Raw genomic sequence first — 19,626 nt, forward strand, 5'->3', positions numbered from 1 at the left:
ATGGGGAAATCAAATCACGGAGCATTTAACAGTCAGATGATACGCTGGAGCATTAGCGAGATCAGACAAGGCCAATTATGGCCAGTCTCGATTGCATTGGTGATGATCATCGCGTGTATATTTGCCCTCACCGCGCTTGCAGAGAGAATGGAACAAGTGGTGGTCAAGCAGGGTAAGCAAGCATTGACCGCAGACACAGTATTTACCTCGTCAAACCCTTTGCCTGCCACGCTCACAAAGCTCGTAGAACAAAGTGGTCTCACTGCTTCACAACAGACACGTTTTGCAACCATGGCATTTAGCGACAATGCGATGAAACTTATCACCGTTAAGTCTGTTGATAGTCGCTACCCGCTGCAAGGGGAGATGCGACTGAGTGATGACAAGCTTGAATATTCAAAAGTGGAACCTGGGCAGCTTTGGCTAGACGAACGGCTATTTGCACAGCTACAAGTTGAAATTGGTGACGCCGTCACAGTTGGCGACGCGGATTTTACCGTCAGTGGGCGAATAGTCGAGGAACCCGGACTGAGTTTTAACCCGTTTCAACAAATGCCATCTGCGTTTATTCATAGTGATGATCTAAGTAAAACAGGTGCGGTGCAAATCGGTAGCAGAGTTCGCTACAGCCTGTTCATTGACGCGAACCAGTCGGAGATTGAACAGCTCAAAGCGAACGTCACATTGACACCTAGTGACCGTTGGCGTGACCAAAATAGTGCTAGCCGAACCAATGAAGTATTTCAGAGAACGGAACAATACCTTTCCCTAACGGTGGCGATCGTGATCATCATGGCAGCGACGACATTGGTGTTAACTTGCCAGCACTACGTAGCAACGAGGAAAAGAACCATTGCGATGCTCAAGAGTTTAGGGGCGAGCAAGCGTTGGTTAACTCGCTGGTTGCTGACTCAGGTATCCATTCTTCTTATTTCTGCTATTGTACTGGGCACGTCTTTAGGCATACTGCTTGAGTTTTTGCTAAGAATACCATTGGTCGATTTATTACCTAATCCACTGCCTAGCTATGGTATCAAACCGGCAATAATAGCAATAACCACCAGTATTCTGATTGCCATTCCTGCGTTAGGAATTCCGCTGCTCAATTTGATTAACGTCAGTGCGGTAAATGTGATGCAAGCTGAGCAACATTCTCTGCAAAGCAAGCAAAGATATCTGTTACTTTTGTTCCCGCTAATCCCCATGTTAGTCGCGTATTACGATAATTTATTGGTGTGGATAGTGTTAGCCGGAATGGGCGTATTGTTCATTGTGTTAGGGCTACTGAGTGTAGTGATTACAAAATCACTCGCTAAGATGCCTTTGTCTCCTCCGCTCAAGTTAGCGTTGAGCAGAATAAATCGTTCTATGTCAGCGACAGGAATTCAGTTCGGTGCTTTAGCTCTCTCTTTGATGTTGCTGTCAACGATGTGGCTAGTACGAACCGATCTGCTATCCGATTGGAGTAGAACCATACCCAAAGATGCCCCCAACGCGTTCGCCCTTAACATTGCACCTTACGAAAAAGAGGGTTACTTGAAAGTTCTGGATGATAACGCTATTGAGCGTTCTCAGGACTATCCAATCATTCGCGGTCGCTTACTTGATATTAACGGGGTTGACGCTAAGTCGCTGGCCAATGGTCCTGAGTCGAGTGATGCGTTGAGAAGAGAGATAAACTTTACGTTTGCTGATGGCATTCCGGCTCACAATCAATTGATCACAGGTCAATGGAGTGAAACCAATGGTGTGTCCGTCGAACAGGATGTGGCCGATGAACTCAATTTATCTATTGGCGATGAGTTAGGTTTTGTCATTAATAGCCAAACCGTGACGGCAACAGTTAACTCGATTCGTTCTGTTGAGTGGCGGGATATGAAGCCTAACTTTTACTTTATCTTTACCAAAGACGTACTAGCCAACATACCGGCTACTTACTTAGTGAGTTTTCGGGTTGAAGATAGTCACAACGAATTGCTCAATGGTTTATCTCGTCAATACCCCACAGTCAGTCTGATGGATATACGAGTGATGGGCGCTAAGATTCAGCAACTGCTTGAACAGATTGTTTGGTCGATAACATTACTGGCAGCAATCGGTGTATTGTCTGGATTATTGTTGATTTTCACCTTGTTGCGTTTGAGCTTAGGGCAGCGACAGGATGAAATTCAACTTTACCGGACGCTAGGAGCGAGTAAAAAGCGTGTAGAACAAACCATTTGGGCTGAATATGGATTGATGTCTTTGATTGCGGCCTTAATCGCATCAATCGGATCAGAAGCTGTCGTTGGGGCTCTGATGGTGTACGGATTTGATCTTAAGCCCAACCTACATCTCGTGCTGTGGATTACACTGCCGTTAGGTACTTTTTTCACATTGGCGCTGGTGGTTAACAGCCTAATAAAAGGCCTACTAACCCCTATAAATAAGGCAGTTAGCTAAATCTATTCGGCCAAGTTGTTCAGTTATCCACAAAAACGGTGGATAAAGTTTGGGATAACTTGGCCTGTAGATAAGTTACAATTTGCCACAAGCCTCTATAGCAAAAGCCCGTCAACGATTTGTTATTCACAGAAGCAATTATTTCTGGTTTCACCATTTTTGAGTCAAGCACTTTTTTCATTTTTTTTCGTCAAAATGTCACTAATTCACCATGCAAAAATTGTGATTTTATTCACTCGTTAATGGCAGTAAAATATCCTGAGAATGAACGAATTAGCCACATTAATGCAATCTGAATCGCAACAAATTCGCACTCCTAGCGTCGCCATTATTGGCGGCGGTATCGCAGGAGCAACGGCCGCTGTCCACATGGCGGAGTTGGGCCTAAACGTACACCTAATCGAGAAAGGATCTGGGCTGGTCAGTGGTCCGCCGATATGCCACCTCCATGCTGGTGGAAATTTGTACAGAGAGATCTCGACTGAACAATGTATCGAGCTACTAAAACAATCTATCGACACCGTTCGCTTGTATCCGCAAACCGTCAATAAACGTCCAACGGTCATCGCGGTGCCATACAGTGATGGAGGCTCGCCTGAAGAGCTGTACGAGCGCCTTATTACGATTCAAGACTGCTATGCTGAACTTGTAAAGCAAGACATAGCCAACAAGGTGCTTGGTGAACCCGCAGACTACTACAAGTTTTATAGTCGTGATGAAATTGAAGCCCTAGCATGCTTAGAGCAACCCCAAAATCCTACTACCATTGATGAATGGCTGATTCCTTTTGCCAAGCATGTGGATTTGGAGGTGTTAAAATTTCCGGTTGTTGCTGTTCAAGAATATGGGTGGAGTGTTTTTCGAATTGCAGCATCAGCGACGTTGGCTCTAGAAAAAATGCCTAACTGCCAACTTAAGGCACAAACTCAAGTGATAGGTGTTGAAGAGTCAGACCAAGGTTGGACAGTGGAGTGTATCGACAGAGAGGGAAACATTGAGTTTCTTCAGGTAGATTACTTGGTCAACGCTTGTGGTTATGAGACAGGATCAATCGATGACTTAGCGCAGAAACCACGTGAACGTCTGGTCGAGTTTAAAGCGGCCTATGTGACACATTGGCCACAATGCGAAGAACTTTGGCCTGAAGTAATTTTCCACGGACCACGTGGCACACCAAACGGAATGGCACAGTTGACACCTTATCCTGATGGTATTTTTCAATTGCATGGCATGACCAAAGACATCACATTATTTGAAGATGGTTTAGTTGCTTCTAGCGCTGATTCATCACAGCCAAGCTTACCACTGCGGTTGAAAACTAAAATCCAGAAAGGCTGGGATGAGGACGTTATTATTCAACGAAGTCGACGTGCAATAGAACATATGGCGCGATTTATCCCTGATTACTCCGTGGCTCATGAGTTCGGTACACCATTGTTTGGTGCACAGCAAATACCCGGCAAGGATGACACATTGCGTGCGGCTGATGTGACGTTTGAAGGCAAGCACTACGCGCGGGTGGAGGTGGTGAAAGGTTCATCAGCCTACGAAGCGGCGGTAAAACTCGTCCAGCAGTGGCAACTGTTTCACTACCAAGACCTGACGATTGAGCAGCTTCATCCGATCACGCTTGCTCTTAGTGAGGCAGAGATTGAGAGCAGAGCGAAAGAACTGGCGCAAGCGAGAACATATCCACAGCAACTCGCTCAATATTATGGTCAATAGCGGTTATTAGGGCCGCGTGGCCCTAATAGCCGAAGAATCGTGCCCATTGACACCATACATCCTGCAAACCCAGTAAATCACCCCGTACAAAGCGGACTTTTTGCCCAGGTTTCGCTTGCGCAAGGCGAGGCAGGTCAATCCTTGCCACACAACCGATTTTTGGATAGCCGCCGATAGTCTGCCTATCATTTAGAAGCACTATGGGTTCACCACTTGGCGGGATCTGAACTGAACCTAGTGCAATTCCTTCGCTTAAATATTCTTTTTCCGGCGCTGCAATCTTATTACCAGAGAGTCGATAACCCATGCGATTGATCAATTGGCTGACATCAAATTCAAGATTGTACAACCCATTAATAGCGTCACGTGAAAAATCACCTACCTGATAACCTTCTATTAGACGTAGTTCGATAGGCAGGTTGTAATCCGGTTTATAGCGGAACGTCATTTGTACTGGTCGACGATGGGGGACATGCGGCGCAAATTTGAGTACATCTCCAAGTGATAGTGGACAGCCTGATGCTAACCCACCCAACTGATCTCGCGTTACGGTCGCGGCACTGCCTAACTGAGGTGGAACGATGAATCCGCCTTTAATCGCTAGGTAACTGCGTAAGCCATTTTTAGGTAGTCCAAATGTAAGACGTTGACCTTTGCTCGCTTTAAACGTTGACCAGTTTTCAAGTGGTTGCTCATCCAGCCGTGCGGCAAGATCACCACCAGCGATGGCCATTTCACAGCTTGAATGAATAAGAAACTCTGCCTGACCTAAGGTTATTTCAAGTGTGGGCATGTTGACCGTGTTGCCCAGCAAATGGTTCGCCCAGCTATAGGCGTAGTCATCAACAGGCCCACCTTGTGTTATACCAAAATGCGCAAGGCCAAATCGACCAAAGTCTTGGATCAAAGTCTGTTGACCCGGTTTAATGACTTCAACGTAGCACTCGTTTATCATTGCCATCCCTCAGTTATTTGCCCGCCTAGACTAATAAATTCATCTAATTCAATGCGTTTTAAACGTACACGTGTACCGATAGTAAAAGGCAGGATAGGGTGACTATTGGGATGGTAAAGGTCGATAGGACAATTGCCTATGATGTTCCACCCTCCAGGACTATCGCTTGGATAAATCGCGGTTTGGTGGTTCGCGATACCGACGCTGCCCTTTGGTAAAGATACCCGAGGAGTGCGTTTTCGTGGCAGTTGAATAGCGGGGTCAACTTGGCTAAGAAAGGCAAATCCTGCTGAAAATCCAATCGCACCTACCGTGTACTCAGCATCGCAGTGGCGTGAAATCACGTCGTCAATGGCTATTCCTTTTTCAGTATAGAGTTCAAGGTCTGGACCCACTGAAACATCATAATAGATAGGCAGCTCTAAGATATCTGGCTGATGGTACTCCGGCATGTGATGTAACGCTTCGGTCACGAGTTTTTCCAAATAGGGGACGAACTCAAAAATTGAAATGCGGTGAGGAAGGTAGTCAATAAGGATTGAATCAAAGGAGGGAGTGACATTCATCACCCAGACCCCAAGCTGGTTGCTGAGATAATGACTGATTTCTCCAATGACCCAAGAAAGGTGGTCGTTAGGATCACTATGAAAACGGATTAAAATTGAACATTCCGCAACGGGATCAATGGACGTGTCAATGTTCATTAGCCCGACCTCTCTTGTTGGATTAACGATCTGATTTTCTCGATGATCTTGATTCCCTGTTCGTTATCACCATGCACGCAAATCGTGTCTGCATCGAGAGCAATAGAGAATCCGTCTATCGTGCGAACTTTCCCATACTGAACAATTTGTTGAACTTGATTGAGAATATCGTCTTCGCTGCTAATAACGGCGTTCGGCATACTGCGGGGCGCAAGTTGTCCATTGGCTTGATAGCGTCGATCAGAAAAAGCTTCAAATAACAGAGGCACATCATATCGATCGGCGATGTCGAGGAGTCGTTGATTATCTGTGATAGCGAGAGTCATTAAAGGTAAGTTAAAGCTAGAGACAGCATCAACCACGGCCTCAAAGATAACCATATCTTTTTGCATGTCGTTATATAGTGCCCCGTGGGGCTTTATGTAACTGAGCTCGCAGTTGTGGCTCTCACATAACCCTTTAATCGCTCCAATTTGGTAGATAAGCATCGCAGTAATTTCTTCTGCTGGCATTGGAATACTGCGTCTGCCGAACCCTTGCAGATCGGGGTAACTGGGATGCGCGCCGACCTTAACGTTATATTTGATCGCAAGTTGAATGGTATCACTCATGATCTTAGGGTCGGAGGCATGAAATCCGCATGCGATGTTCGCCATATCAATATGTGGCATGACTGATCGGTCATTACCCATTGTCCAAGAACCGAAGCTCTCACCCATATCACAATTGAGACTGATTGAACGTTTTATCATCAATGAAAGAATTCCCTAATCAAATCACCTAGTAACATGTTTCAATTGACTAAATTAAACAGTGATCGGTTTCATTTTTTAGCCAACAAACTGAAAAAACTAATTTGTTATGTGTGTAATTAAATATTGATAAGTGGAATAATATAATTTGCTAATATTGTCAGGTTCCTGAATGTATAAAAGATCACTATTCTCCATGGTTCTCCTCACAGCTTCGACGGTTGCTCATAGCGAGAGCGATCTCGATGAATTGGTATCAATGAGTTTAGAAGAGCTTTCCCTACTGCATGTAACTGTCGATTCTGCTTCGAAGTTTTCTCAAGATCTCGCTGATATTCCTGCTGCGGTTTATGTACTGAATGGAGAGCGGATTAAGCGAAGTGGCGCAAGATCGTTGGCTGACGCTCTTAATCTAGTGCCGGGGCTTAGAGTGAGTCACTATTCCGCGGCGGAGCCGATCGTATCTTCACGTGGCTTTCACAGTGGCCTATTTAATAAAATGTTGGTTCTTCAAGACGGACGTAGCCTTTATAGTCCGATATATGGTGGCGTCTATTGGGCGGATGTAGATTATCCGATGGATGACATTGACCGCATTGAAGTGCTTCGTGGGCCTGCTGGGAGTATTTGGGGAGGGAATGCGGAAAACGGTGTGATCAACATTGTGACGAAGTCAGCGACGGAAACGTTAGGCGGGCAAGTCTCCTTCAGTTATCAAAAGTATGGCAGTTATGATCTCTCGGTACGCCAGGGTTTATCGCTATCATCAGACATATATGCTCGTGCCTACTATAAGCATAAGTCTGAAGTCTACCAGCCCATCACGCCAGATACGCGCTGGAACATGCACAGTGCAGGCATTGTTGTCGAGCGGCCTCATCAGTGGATATTACGCCTAGGAGGAGAGAAAAGTAGCGTCATTCAAGATATGTTCACGGTTGACTACGCTAATGGCTTTGCCACTGGGACAAGTTATTCCAATGAAACCATCACTAGCCATTCCTATTACGCACAACTCGATACTCGCCAAACTCTCTCAGACAATACAGAAAGTAATTATCGCTTCTGGCTTCAACAAAACTACGACTCTGCTTATGATGCCCCCGGAAAATATTCAACTTTTGACGCCGAGTTCAACTTCTCGACGCAACTGACTCCGCGTCAGCAGATTATTTATGGCGGTGGTTACCGCTATATCGCTCTCGATCTAATGCATCAGTTCTCAGGCTATGATCTCAACTCAGTGGATTATTATGTACGGTTGTACAATATCGACTCTGCTGCCGACAGTATTGTAAATAGTTATATCCAGCATGAAGGACAATGGACTAACAAGCTAAAAACGGTTGTGGGTGTTAAAGCTGAGTATTTTGAACAGGGAGATAGCTTAGAACTTTCTCCGCAATTAAGAGCCATTTACGATGTTGATTTCATTAGCAGCGTATGGGCTGGAGTAGGCAGGGGTATCGTTGCTCCTTCTTATATGGATACCAACTCCATTTTCATTGCCAATCATCTGTATTGTCCAGCAGGAAGAGATTGTTCAAGTGATTTCCGTCATCTTGAATACTTCTATCAACTGACCCTGCCTTCGGCAGAGCGAGATCTAGAAACTGTCATTACCTACGATATAGGCTATCGCTTAATTACGGAGGATGTCGAGCTTGATGCGTCTGTGTTTTACAGCCATTACGACAATATCGATGGCGTCGAATATCAAGGGCGTTATCCGGGTTATGACCAAATTGACATCTACCAGTTAACTTACAGCTATGTTGTCGACTCTTATGGGGTAGAAATTGCCACTCGTTGGATGATCAACGAGTCTTTGTCCTTGTATGGTAGTTATAGTTATCTCACTCTAGATCATGATTGGCAGCCTTCGTCTACGAGTAACGGAAGTGCAGAAGGAAGCTTATCTATAGATTCTCAACATTTGGCGTCTTTGCAAATGTTATGGCAGGTCACTCAACAAATTCAGTTTGACCTTTTGCTCAAAGGGCAAGAGGTGAATTACGTGAGTAATGCCCATTTGGACAATTACCTCACGCTTGATGTGAGGTTGGCGTGGCAAGCTAACCCTAGTGCGCCGTTAGTTGAACTATTGGTACAAAACCTTGCCGAGAATCAGGGATTCTATGAAGACATAAACAGTTTCTATTTGCGTGAGGAACTCATCGCGTTGAGGCTGAGTTATGAATACTAAGCATTTTCGCTCATTCTGGCTTATTGTTATTGGACTACTACTGGGTAGTAAGCAAGCTTGTGCAGCGCCGTATAGTGAAGATCAAATTAAGGCCGTCTACCTCTATCGCATCGTGAGCTTTATTTATTGGGAAGCGGAGGAGCAGATGGATAGCATCAATATTTGTCTTCCCGACAGTGAAAAAATCCGAAGTCTACTCTCCGAGATTACCCAAGGAAAAATAGTACGAGATAAGCCTATTCGAATTACTAGCGATAATTGTAATCTTGTCTATTTATCGCAAAGAAGCAGTTTGTCGCTGCTCAACTCTTATCCCAAAAGCACGGTTACTGTCAGTGACGTTACGCGTTTTACTGAATACGGCGGCACCGTGGAGCTGGCGACTAAAGCAGGACGAATAAAACCTAAAGTTAACCTCGACAACCTTGGCAGCTATCGAATATCTTCAAATTTATTACGTGTTTCAGACGTTGAGGGGGAGCTATGATGAAATCACTCACCGATCTGTCACTCAAAAGTAAATTGATCATACCGATCATCGTGTTTACTGGACTTGTTTTCCTATTGTCTCAGGGGTATGCGTTTTACCATGCTGTGGATACACAGAGAGATAATCTAATCAACCGAGTCAGTGTGCTGGCCAAAGGTGTGGCGTATAACTTACAAGCGGCCATTCTATTTGATGACAGTTTAGCCGCGAAGGAAGTGTTGGATGCTTTCTCTGCGGATGAAGAAGTGGCGAGGGTTAAACTCTACACTCCTGACGGTCAATTGTTCGCTATGTATGAGAGAGAGGGTCCTGTAGCACCAGTTCCGACAGAAGGACAACGGAATGAGATCAACCGACAAGGGTATTCGATCGGTAAGGATCATATTTTCTTGCTGGTTCCTGTCGAGCTAGAACAAGAAGTGATTGCCAAACTGAGGGTGATTATATCGAAATCCTCCTTCCAAGAACTCTATGATCGCGCGTTGTTCGATAGTCTGATGTTCTTGCTCTTGATGGTGTTAGCTGGCGTTGTATTGTACATGACCGTGCAGAAATACATTGTCGAACCAGTCTACCAGTTAAATATCGGTATGCGTTCGTTTATCGACAGAAAGCAAAATACTCTAAATGTACACCCGACGGCTAATGACGAAATTGGTGCGCTGGTTCGTGCCTTTAACACCATGCTGGATAGATTGAAGCAAAGAGACCAACAAGTTGAATACACATTAGATAGGTTGGAAGAAGAGAAATCGTTCGCCAATGAAGTGGTCGAGGCGGTAAAACATGCGCTCATGGTGGTCAATTCAACCGGTGAAATTATTCATTTTAATGCTTCCGCTTGCCAAGTGTTCCGTTGTACGAGCGCGTTTCTTAAAGGTGCGAATATTCTCGACTTTATTGGTGGGCGAAACTCGGAGAGCATTAAGCAGGCACTCAAACAGCAGCATGAATTTATCGACCAACAGTTTTGGGTAACGGATGTGTTTGAACAGCGTCAGTTACTTCAAGTCAGTTGCGCCAAACTGACCAAGTTAGGTCAGCTTCTGTTTGCGATTCAGGACGTTACGGAAGTTGAACTAGCGCTACAAAGGCAGCGACTAGCTGCTGGCGTGTTTGAACACAGTCAGGACGCGTTGATAGTCACTGATGAAAATGACGTTATTACCATGGTCAACCCTGCATTGACATTGTTGCTTGGCTACCCTCAAGAGTCATTATTAGGAAAAAACACCGATGACATCTTCGAATGGCAGCAATTCCGCTCGCTTATGCCAACAATCAAAGAGGCGGTGATAAGTTATGGGCAATGGCAAGGTGAGGTATGGGAAAAACACATCTACGGACATCAAGTTCCTATGTTTGTAAAGGTTTCGCGTATCGTAAACAATGACGACGAGAATGCATTTGACTATGTCTATATTTTAACCGATTTGTCGAACCTTAAGGAGATGGAAAGGCTAGAACATCTGGCGCACCATGATTCCCTTACCGGTCTAGCGAATCGAGCCAAGCTTTATCGGGTACTGACGGAAGTACTCAAAAGTGAACAAGAAAACAGAACTGGTCTCGCGTTACTCTATCTCGATTTGGATGGGTTCAAAGGTGTGAATGACACCTATGGCCACGACGCGGGGGATGAGGTGCTTAAACAGGTATCAGAACGCCTTTTGTCACAGGTGAGAACCAATGACTTAGTCGCAAGGCTTTCCGGTGATGAATTTGTGGTGTTAATCAACAATACGACCAAGCAATCTATATCTTTATTAGCCGAGCGTCTAATTGCATTGATCCATAAAGACATTGTTTACAAAGGCCGTGTTTTGAACGTAGGTGCTAGTATTGGCGTACACTTTGTAGAGGACTACGACGAGAGTATGGACGAAATGCTTAAAGCAGCGGACATGGCAATGTACCAAGCCAAGGCGAGTGGAAAAGGTCGATTTGTCATCAATCAGGATTGATTGTTCTGCTAAGTGTATCCCTATCCTGTATTTTACCCCGACTTTTGGTTAATATTTGCCTTAATAATTCAGAAGGTTAGTGATATGAATATTTTGGTTACCGGCGGCATGGGTTACATTGGCAGCCACACCTGTATACAGATGATTGAAGCGGGTATGACGCCAGTCATCTTTGACAATTTGTACAACAGCAAAGCATCTGTACTGGATCGTATCCAAGATGTAACGGGCGTTCGACCGATGTTTATCGAGGGCGATATCCGCGATAAGGCGCTGCTCGTTGATGTGCTAAAGAGTAATGACATTCAGGCGGTTATTCATTTTGCTGGGCTTAAAGCGGTCGGTGAGTCGGTCGCGATGCCGCTGGAATACTATGACAATAACGTCAATGGCAGCCTGGTCTTGGTTGCCGCGATGCGCGAGGCCAATGTGAAAACACTCGTTTTTTCGTCTTCTGCAACTGTGTATGGCGATCCGGCGAGTGTGCCAATTACTGAAGACTTCCCGACTAGTGCGACGAACCCTTATGGTCGTAGTAAATTGATGGTTGAAGAGTGTCTATCCGATTTTCAAAAAGCAAACCCTGAGTGGAGTATTACGCTTTTGCGCTACTTCAATCCTGTTGGCTCACATCCATCAGGTGAACTCGGTGAAGATCCGCAAGGCATTCCAAACAACCTTATGCCGTTCGTCTCTCAAGTCGCTGTTGGTCGTCGAGAATTCTTGTCTGTATTTGGCAATGATTATCCAACCAAAGATGGTACGGGTGTTCGAGATTACATTCATGTGATGGATCTATCAGATGGTCACGTTGCCGCGTTAGACAAGGTCGGTCAAAAATCGGGTCTACATATCTATAACTTGGGGACAGGCAATGGCTACAGTGTGATTGAAATGGTAAAAGCTTTTGAACTTGCCTCTGGTAAAAATGTGCCTTACCAGATTGTCGCGCGTCGCCCCGGTGATATTGCAGAGTGTTGGGCCGATCCAAGTAAAGCCAGCAAAGAGCTTGGTTGGCAGGCGAAGCGAACTCTTGAAGAAATGACGAGTGACACATGGCGATGGCAGTCGAACAATCCACAGGGTTACCCAAATAAATAGCAAAAAAAACCACCGCAAATGCGGTGGTTTTTTTTACGCTTGATACAAAATAGGCAAAATTGTGTCAGCGCGGAGGGGAAACGTTATTCCACCTCTTTATCTTTACCTAGCGATAGTATCCATAGAGAGATTGCAGCGACTACCGCAAAGCCAGATAAAATGATAAAAGGCATGGCACCATAGCCGAGGATATGCCAGATAACGGATTCTAAAGTACTCATTTTCTGTGCTCCTTATTGCCAGCCTTCAACACCGTTCATGTCAGGCAGTTTGTGTGCAATACCTTTGTGACAGTCTACACACGTTTTCTCACCAGAGGCTAGGGCAGTAGAGTGCTGTTTTGCACTACGCTGACCTTGCTCAGAGAAATCCATATACTCAAATTCGTGACAGTTACGACATTCAAGTGAGTCATTCTTCTTCAAGCGAGACCATTCTCGTTCAGCTAAGTACGCTCGACGCTCCTCGAATTTCTCAGGTGTGTCGATGGTATTTGTTACAAAATGCGCAAACAACTCTTTCGATGCTTGAACCTTACGAACAATCTTATCTGTCCACTCGTGTGGTACGTGACAGTCTGAACAGACTGCACGTACACCAGAGCGGTTAGAGTAGTGGATTGTTTCTTGAATTTCCTCGACGATAGGTGCGTGACAGCCAGAACAGAATTCCTCTGTATTGGTTGCCTCCATCCCCGTGTTAAATGCGCCCCAGAATAGAAGACCACCAGCGAAACCCATAAATAGAACTACACCGACCGCAGCTTTACTTGGGGTTGCCAATCGTTTCCAAAACGCTTTCAATAATTTCATAGATAACCTCTTATTTACTCACGTGCTGCTTATTTAAGCGCATCAACACTCTTGAACTCATTTTCAACAAGCGGTTTTGCATTGGCTTGAGGAACGTGACATTGAAGACAGAAGTAACGGCGAGGTGATACATCTGCCAGTACTGCGTCTTCGCGGTTAACGTAGTGCGTTACACTGATCTTAGTTGCGCCCATCTCTTTTGCATTCTTCCAGCTGTGACATGCGAGACATTTGTTCGCATTCAGAGATACCTCATAGCTACGAATGTTGTGAGGGATCAACGGTGGCTGGTAAACAAAGCTACTGTCGAGTACTTGTTCGCGTGGGTATTTTTTAAACTCATCAGCAGAGCGAGTTGCTTCTAATTCACTCACACCACGTAATGACTCTAAGCCACCGATACCACCAGGATTCTCAAGCTCAGCTACAGCCGTACCACTCATTAAAGCACCAACAGATAACAGTGCAATTAGGAATTTTTTCATTATTCATTCTCCGCCTATCGGCTAAATTCTTATCCCTGACTGACGAATCAGTCAGGGCATGCAAACTTACGCAATCTTAGTGATCTTGACTGGACACTTCTTGAAGTCAGTCTGTTTAGACAGAGGATCAGTCGCGTCTAGGATCAGTTTGTTAATCAGAATGCGTGCATCAAAGAACGGTACAAAGACCAAGCCTTCTGGTGGACGGTTACGGCCGCGAGTTTCAACACGTACACGTACTTCACCACGTTTGTTCGCAATCAGAACTTCATCGCCACGACGGATACCGCGTGTTTTTGCATCCGCAGGGTGCATGTAACATACGGCGTCTGGAACCGCTTTATACAGTTCAGGAACACGACGTGTCATGGTACCTGTGTGCCAGTGTTCTAGAACACGGCCAGTACATAGCCACATGTCGTATTCAGCATCAGGCGACTCTGGTGGCGCTTCGTAAGGCGCAGAAATAATCAGTGCTTTACCATCTGGCTTACCGTAGAAGTCCCATCCTGAACCTGCCTTCGCATATGGATCTGAGCCTTCTTTGTAACGCCATAGTGTTTCTTTGCCATCGACAACAGGCCAGCGTAGACCGCGAGTTTGTTGGTATACATCGTATGGGGCTAAGTCGTGTGCTTTACCACGGCCAAAGATCGCATATTCTTCGAAAAGACCTTTTTGAACGTAGTAACCGAAGTGGTGAGCATCGTCATTTAGCTCACGTGCTTCTTCAATTGGGAACTTGTTGATAACGCCGTTGGCGAACAACATGTCATACATAGTCTTACCGCGGTATTGAGGTGCTTTCGCAAGTTGTTCTTCTGTCCAAACTTCTTCCATCTTGAAGCGTTTAGAGAACTCCATCACCTGCCATAAATCAGATTTAGCTTCGCCAACCGTACCGACTTGTTGGTACCAAGCTTGTGTACGACGTTCTGCGTTACCATAAGCGCCTTCTTTTTCGATCCACATTGCTGTAGGTAGAACAAGATCCGCTGCTTGTGCTGTTGCTGTTGGGTATGGATCAGAACATACGATAAAGTTTTCTGGATTGCGGTAACCTGGAAGACGTTCGCCGTTGATGTTTGGGCCCGCTTGCATATTGTTGTTACACATAACCCAGTAAGCATTCAACTTACCATCTTTAAGCATACGGTCTTGCAATACAGCGTGGTAACCCGGTTTAGGTGGGATAACGCCATCTGGAATGTTCCAAATACCTTCTGCGATCTTACGGTGTTTCGGATTTGCTACGACCATATCTGCTGGTAGACGGTGAGCAAATGTACCAACTTCACGCGCAGTACCACATGCTGATGGCTGACCCGTTAGTGAGAATGGGCTGTTACCCGGAGTCGCAATCTTACCAGTTAGAAGGTGTAGATTATAAATCAAGCTGTTTACCCACACACCGCGAGTGTGTTGGTTAGTTCCCATGGTCCAAAGAGACATAACTTTCGTGTTTGGATCAGCATACTGCTTAGCGAGTTCGACTAATTGCTCTTCGGAAAGACCTGAAATTTCAGTTGTTTTAGCCGCGGTATAAGGAGCTACAGACTTTTTATATTCCTCAAATGAGATAGAAGACATTTTACCCGAGTTAGGGTTAGCTGCTGCTTTTTGTAGCGGATCATCGTCACGTAGGCCGTAACCGATATCAGTATCTGCTTGCTTAAAGTTGGTGTGTTTGTTTACAAAGTCCCAGTTTACCGCGTTATTTTGGATGATGTAGTTAGCGATGAAGTTTGCAATTGCTAGGTCAGACTGAGGTTCAAAGATGTAACCTTGGTCAGCCAATTCGAATGAACGGTGGTAGTAAGTTGATAGCACGTTGACTTTAACGTGTGGGTGACTTAGACGACGGTCAGTGATGCGAGTCCAAAGAACTGGGTGCATCTCTGCCATGTTTGAACCCCAAAGAACGAAAGAGTCCGCGTTTTCAAAGTCATCGTAACATCCCATTGGTTCATCAATACCGAAGGTACGCATGAATGCGACTACAGCGGAAGCCATACAGTGACGAGCATTAGGGTCGATGTTGTTAGAGCGGAAGCCAGCTTTCATCATTTTAGCGGCTGCGTAACCTTCCATCACAGTCCATTGGCCTGAACCAAACATACCTATGCCAGAAGGACCTTGCTTTTTAAGTGCTTCTTTCCACTTTTCAGCCATGGTGTCAAATGCAACATCCCAAGAGACAGGAGTGAATTCACCCTCTTTGTCATATTGGCCATTTTTCATGCGTAGCAGAGGCTGTGTAAGACGGTCTTGACCATACATGATTTTTGAAAGGAAGTAGCCTTTGATACAGTTTAGCCCCTTGTTAACAGGCGCTTCTGGATCACCTTGGGTAGCCACTACTTTGCCGTTTTGTGTCCCTACAAGAACAGAACAGCCAGTACCACAGAAACGACAAGGCGCTTTGTCCCAGGTAATTTTTGTTTGGTCTGAGCTAGCGATCAGGTTGGTTGCAGACGCTGGTAGAGTGATACCTGCGACTGCCGCTGCTGATGCTGCTGCGTTTGCTTTCACAAACGCTCGTCTTGTCATCTTCATACTTCACCCTCGATTTGGGAATGTTGAGTTCCAGTGTTATTGTCGTTTAATTCGTTGTCATCGAGACTACTTTCAATTTGGTGGTAAACCAACGCAGTGCTCAATACATTCGGTAAATTGTTTATTGCTTCGATTGTGTCGGTGATAAAACCTTGGTTTTCTGTTTCTAAAACCACGACTATTTTCCCTTCAGGGCTATCACCATAAATCTCTGCATTATCGTTTTGCTCAATCTGTTGCTTAACTTCGTTAAGATGTTCAGGAGAGCAGTGGACGACTAAGCTAGAAATATGCACTTCGTTAAGTGACATGATGGATTCCGTTTAAACTAAATTGCTCACATTGATTGACGAAGTAGGGCATACAGAAACACATGCGCCACATCCGCTACATTCATCAAACTCTATTTTCGGTTGTGCGACTTTGCCGATTTGTAATTTGAATTTGATTGCCATGGTTTCGCACATATCGCCACAGCTTCGGCATTCGACATTATTAGTCGCCAAACAGCTTTCGCTGATTGACGCTTTTGCATTCCAAGGTTGTTGTGATTGAGGCAAAAATAAGGGTTCAGGGCACGCTTGGGCACACTGATAGCAAAATGTGCATTCATCAATCGAAAAATCGACAGTTGGAAAACCACCGTCACCTTTTACAATGATGTTCGTTTCGCAATTTTCGGCACATTTTCCGCAACGGGTACATAAATCTGTAAAAACACCAGAATTTGCCAACCAAGGGAGCCTGATTGAGGTATCATCGATTTTGTTACGAGAAAAAAAGCTGCGCTTTGCTAGATCGACCACTGAAATCCTTAATATCACGATTATTATGAACTAAGCATAGCTCACAATTGTCATTAACAAACTGTCATTTAAGTTCATACAAATTGTAGTTTTTGACATATTTGTATAAATACCCCTTAGGGGTTAATTAGCAGGGGTTCTTGTTTTAGATCAATTAATTCCGACGGCTTTGATCACATATTGTGCGTGTCGCACAAACTAGGTAGAACAAATATCAGCGATAGATTCAACAAGTGGTGAGACAGTGTTAAAAAGTGTGAAAAACTCCGTTACTAGAACCATTGCCAAAGCGATGGGTCTTATCCTTGCACTCTCGGTGGCGACAACGAGTTTTGCCATCATCACTTTGGCTTCCAGTCTTAATGATGCTGAGGCAGTCAACGTAGCAGGATCGATGCGTATGCAGAGCTATCGACTTGCTCATGATATCCAGTCTGAATCTGTCGATTATGAAGCGCACATTACCATGTTTGAACGTTCTGTTTATGCTCCGTCAATGAAGGCATTGAAAGGCTGGACGGTACCTGACGATATTACCCATGATTACTACCGCCTGATTGTACGTTGGCACGAACTCAAGCAGGTGTTAAAGAGCCATGACAGGGATCGTTATTTGCTCCTCGTTGCTGGATTTGTAAATCAAATTGATGCTTTTGTGTTCAAATTACAAAACTTCTCGGAGCAGAAACTGATCAAGCTCGCATGGGTTGGGGGATTAGGTCTTGGTGGGATTCTTATAGTCGGCATCTTTGTGGTTCATTACACACGACGTGAAATCGTAAGACCTTTGAACGCATTGGTTTATGCCAGTGAACAAATTCAATCGCGTTCATTTGACGTTGAGCTCAATGTTTCGAGCGACAATGAGATGGGAATTTTAACCCGTACTTTCAACAATATGGCCGCGGAACTTGGTAAGCTGTATCGAGGGCTTGAAAAAGCGGTTAATGAGAAAACGCAGAGGCTTCAGCATGCCAACAACTCGCTGAAAGTACTATATAAATCATCGCAGGAACTCACTGCTTCCAGGATTGGTCAGGATAACTTTCAAGCCATCTTAGCTCACATTGCAAGCTTAGAAGGCATCGCGGCGGTTAAATTAGAAATCACTGCCGAGGGTGAACGCCCACTAATACTGACACAAGGTGACGAATGTGCCGGATGCGATTCGAACTGCCAGAGCCAGCCGTTGTCATTAGATGGCGTGGAGTTAGGGACGCTTTACTGGAAAGTATCATTGCCGTGTCCGGATCAAGCTCTGATCGATAACTTTGTCCAAATACTCTCGCGGGCAGTCTATTACAATCAGACGCAAAGACAGGCTGAGCAGCTGCTTCTGATGGAAGAGCGTGCGACCATTGCCCGTGAGTTACATGACTCATTAGCGCAGTCGTTATCGTATCTCAAGATTCAAGTCTCTTTGCTTAAAAGAGGAATTGCTAAACTACCTAATAGCAAAGAGCTTGATAAAACGACGCCAATTCTTGCTGAACTTGATACCGGGTTGTCGGCGGCTTACACCCAGCTAAGGGAACTTTTGACAACCTTTAGATTGACGATCAAAGAGGGCAGTTTTGGAAACGCACTGAGTGAAATGACATCTCAATTGGCAGAGCAGACTGATGCAAAAATCATTTTAAGCAATGAATTATCATCCATTGAACTAGATGCAAATCAACAAGTACATCTACTTCAATTGATAAGAGAAGCAACCATAAATGCTATAAAGCACGCAAATGCACAACACATTTGTATTCAATGTCATGAAACCGATACACACGTCCTAGTCTCGGTCAGTGATGATGGTGTAGGGTTTGATCAATCAATTGAAAAGCTCAACCATTACGGATTAAGCATTATGAAAGAGCGCGCCTCTCGATTAAGTGGAAATCTTGTCGTTAACAGTCGTGACAATAAAGGTTGTGAAGTACTATTAGAGTATCCCAAGATTAAGGAAACGAACATTGACCGTATGTAGAGTATTACTAGTGGATGATCATCCACTGATGAGACGTGGTATTCAGCAGCTTTTGAGCTTTGAAGACGATTTTGATGTGGTGGCGGAAGCAAGCAATGGCGCTGATGCCGTTGCCAAAAACCATGAGCATATACCTGATCTCGTGTTACTCGACCTCAATATGAAGGGGATGTCTGGACTTGATACGCTCGGGGCACTTCGTGCAGATGGTTGCGATGCAGCAATTGTTATCCTAACAGTATCAGACAGCCCGGCAGATATCGAAGCGATCGTCAAAGCAGGCGCTGACGGTTATTTACTTAAAGATACGGAACCTGACGAGCTGGTGGAGCTACTGCGTTTATCGTTACGCGGTAACAAAGCATACAGCCGAGAAGTAGCCAAATATCTTAGCGAACGTGAGAACAGCACGGACGTCTTTGATGAACTCACAGACCGTGAGTTACAAATCTTAAAAGAAGTGGCAAAAGGCTTTCGTAACAAACAGATTGCAGACACACTTTTTATCTCTGAATCGACGGTGAAAGTGCACATGAAGAGCCTACTTAAGAAGCTCAAGGTTCCATCTCGCACAGCAGCAACCGTGTTATACCTAGAACGATACGGTGATAATAAGTAACTGTCACCAATACAAAAAAGGGCGCTGATAG

General features: G+C 44.9%; 17 protein-coding genes. 8 read left to right on the top strand and 9 right to left on the bottom strand.

The genetic code is table 11. The annotated features are described in order from the left end of the window. Together QTN95_RS05090 and QTN95_RS05095 are read left to right on the top strand one after the other, a co-directional pair. The gene (locus QTN95_RS05090) at nucleotides 1-2,442 is read left to right on the top strand and encodes an ABC transporter permease (RefSeq protein WP_331416584.1); all 2,442 of its coding nucleotides are present in this window, start codon (nucleotides 1-3) and stop codon (nucleotides 2,440-2,442) included. A 285-nt stretch (nucleotides 2,443-2,727) separates the two neighbouring features. Continuing rightward, nucleotides 2,728-4,167 (top strand): FAD-dependent oxidoreductase, encoded by a 1,440-nt coding sequence (locus QTN95_RS05095; protein WP_331416646.1) that lies wholly within the window; start codon nucleotides 2,728-2,730, stop codon nucleotides 4,165-4,167. Between the two features lie 22 nt (nucleotides 4,168-4,189). Here QTN95_RS05095 and QTN95_RS05100 read toward each other — a convergent pair whose 3' ends face one another. From QTN95_RS05100 to QTN95_RS05110, 3 genes are read right to left on the bottom strand one after another with little or no spacing between them, the layout of a single operon-like run. Then, a complete protein-coding gene (locus QTN95_RS05100; protein ID WP_331416585.1) occupies nucleotides 4,190-5,122 on the bottom strand; it encodes a biotin-dependent carboxyltransferase family protein in 933 nt (310 codons plus the stop codon). Further along, nucleotides 5,119-5,826, bottom strand: coding sequence for a 5-oxoprolinase subunit B family protein (locus QTN95_RS05105; protein ID WP_331416586.1), 708 nt, complete (start codon nucleotides 5,824-5,826; stop codon nucleotides 5,119-5,121). The genes QTN95_RS05100 and QTN95_RS05105 overlap by 4 nt, the downstream gene beginning before the upstream one ends. Further along, nucleotides 5,826-6,578: a 5-oxoprolinase subunit PxpA gene (locus QTN95_RS05110; protein ID WP_138971210.1), complete on the bottom strand. Its 753-nt coding sequence runs from the start codon at nucleotides 6,576-6,578 to the stop codon at nucleotides 5,826-5,828. Before QTN95_RS05110 ends, QTN95_RS05105 begins: the two co-directional genes overlap by 1 nt. 172 nt (nucleotides 6,579-6,750) lie before the next feature. Here QTN95_RS05110 and QTN95_RS05115 point away from each other — a divergent pair, with 172 nt between their 5' ends. From QTN95_RS05115 to galE, 4 genes are all read left to right on the top strand, one after another. Beyond that, on the top strand, nucleotides 6,751-8,784 hold the full coding sequence (locus QTN95_RS05115; RefSeq protein WP_331416587.1) for a TonB-dependent receptor plug domain-containing protein: 2,034 nt from the start codon (nucleotides 6,751-6,753) through the stop codon (nucleotides 8,782-8,784). Beyond that, on the top strand, nucleotides 8,774-9,271 hold the full coding sequence (locus QTN95_RS05120) for a YfiR family protein (protein WP_331416588.1): 498 nt from the start codon (nucleotides 8,774-8,776) through the stop codon (nucleotides 9,269-9,271). The genes QTN95_RS05115 and QTN95_RS05120 overlap by 11 nt, the downstream gene beginning before the upstream one ends. Next, nucleotides 9,271-11,238, top strand: coding sequence for a sensor domain-containing diguanylate cyclase (locus tag QTN95_RS05125; protein WP_331416647.1), 1,968 nt, complete (start codon nucleotides 9,271-9,273; stop codon nucleotides 11,236-11,238). The genes QTN95_RS05120 and QTN95_RS05125 overlap by 1 nt, the downstream gene beginning before the upstream one ends. 84 nt (nucleotides 11,239-11,322) lie before the next feature. Beyond that, nucleotides 11,323-12,339, top strand: a complete 1,017-nt coding sequence (gene galE, locus QTN95_RS05130; protein ID WP_331416589.1) for a UDP-glucose 4-epimerase GalE — start codon at nucleotides 11,323-11,325, stop codon at nucleotides 12,337-12,339. An 83-nt stretch (nucleotides 12,340-12,422) separates the two neighbouring features. Here galE and QTN95_RS05135 read toward each other — a convergent pair whose 3' ends face one another. The 6 genes from QTN95_RS05135 to napF all read right to left on the bottom strand — a co-directional run bounded on the left by QTN95_RS05135 (nucleotide 12,423) and on the right by napF (nucleotide 16,998). Beyond that, nucleotides 12,423-12,560, bottom strand: a complete 138-nt coding sequence (locus QTN95_RS05135; RefSeq protein ID WP_138971215.1) for a TIGR02808 family protein — start codon at nucleotides 12,558-12,560, stop codon at nucleotides 12,423-12,425. A gap of 12 nt (nucleotides 12,561-12,572) precedes the next feature. Beyond that, entirely contained in the window at nucleotides 12,573-13,151 is a 579-nt protein-coding gene (locus tag QTN95_RS05140) for a NapC/NirT family cytochrome c (protein ID WP_331416590.1), read from the bottom strand. A gap of 29 nt (nucleotides 13,152-13,180) precedes the next feature. Beyond that, nucleotides 13,181-13,636, bottom strand: a complete 456-nt coding sequence (locus tag QTN95_RS05145; RefSeq protein WP_331416591.1) for a nitrate reductase cytochrome c-type subunit — start codon at nucleotides 13,634-13,636, stop codon at nucleotides 13,181-13,183. Between the two features lie 66 nt (nucleotides 13,637-13,702). Continuing rightward, on the bottom strand, nucleotides 13,703-16,192 hold the full coding sequence (napA, locus tag QTN95_RS05150; RefSeq protein WP_331416592.1) for a periplasmic nitrate reductase subunit alpha: 2,490 nt from the start codon (nucleotides 16,190-16,192) through the stop codon (nucleotides 13,703-13,705). Next, nucleotides 16,189-16,503: a chaperone NapD gene (locus QTN95_RS05155; RefSeq protein WP_269374805.1), complete on the bottom strand. Its 315-nt coding sequence runs from the start codon at nucleotides 16,501-16,503 to the stop codon at nucleotides 16,189-16,191. Before QTN95_RS05155 ends, napA begins: the two co-directional genes overlap by 4 nt. 12 nt (nucleotides 16,504-16,515) lie before the next feature. Next, the gene (gene napF, locus QTN95_RS05160; protein ID WP_331416593.1) at nucleotides 16,516-16,998 is read right to left on the bottom strand and encodes a ferredoxin-type protein NapF; all 483 of its coding nucleotides are present in this window, start codon (nucleotides 16,996-16,998) and stop codon (nucleotides 16,516-16,518) included. A 244-nt stretch (nucleotides 16,999-17,242) separates the two neighbouring features. Here napF and narQ point away from each other — a divergent pair, with 244 nt between their 5' ends. Further along, nucleotides 17,243-18,976, top strand: coding sequence for a nitrate/nitrite two-component system sensor histidine kinase NarQ (gene narQ / locus QTN95_RS05165; protein ID WP_331416594.1), 1,734 nt, complete (start codon nucleotides 17,243-17,245; stop codon nucleotides 18,974-18,976). Then, entirely contained in the window at nucleotides 18,963-19,595 is a 633-nt protein-coding gene (locus tag QTN95_RS05170; RefSeq protein ID WP_331416595.1) for a response regulator, read from the top strand. Before narQ ends, QTN95_RS05170 begins: the two co-directional genes overlap by 14 nt. Nucleotides 19,596-19,626: the final 31 nt, after the last annotated feature.

Source organism: Vibrio sp. M260112 (assembly GCF_036533775.1).
Classification (GTDB): domain Bacteria; phylum Pseudomonadota; class Gammaproteobacteria; order Enterobacterales; family Vibrionaceae; genus Vibrio.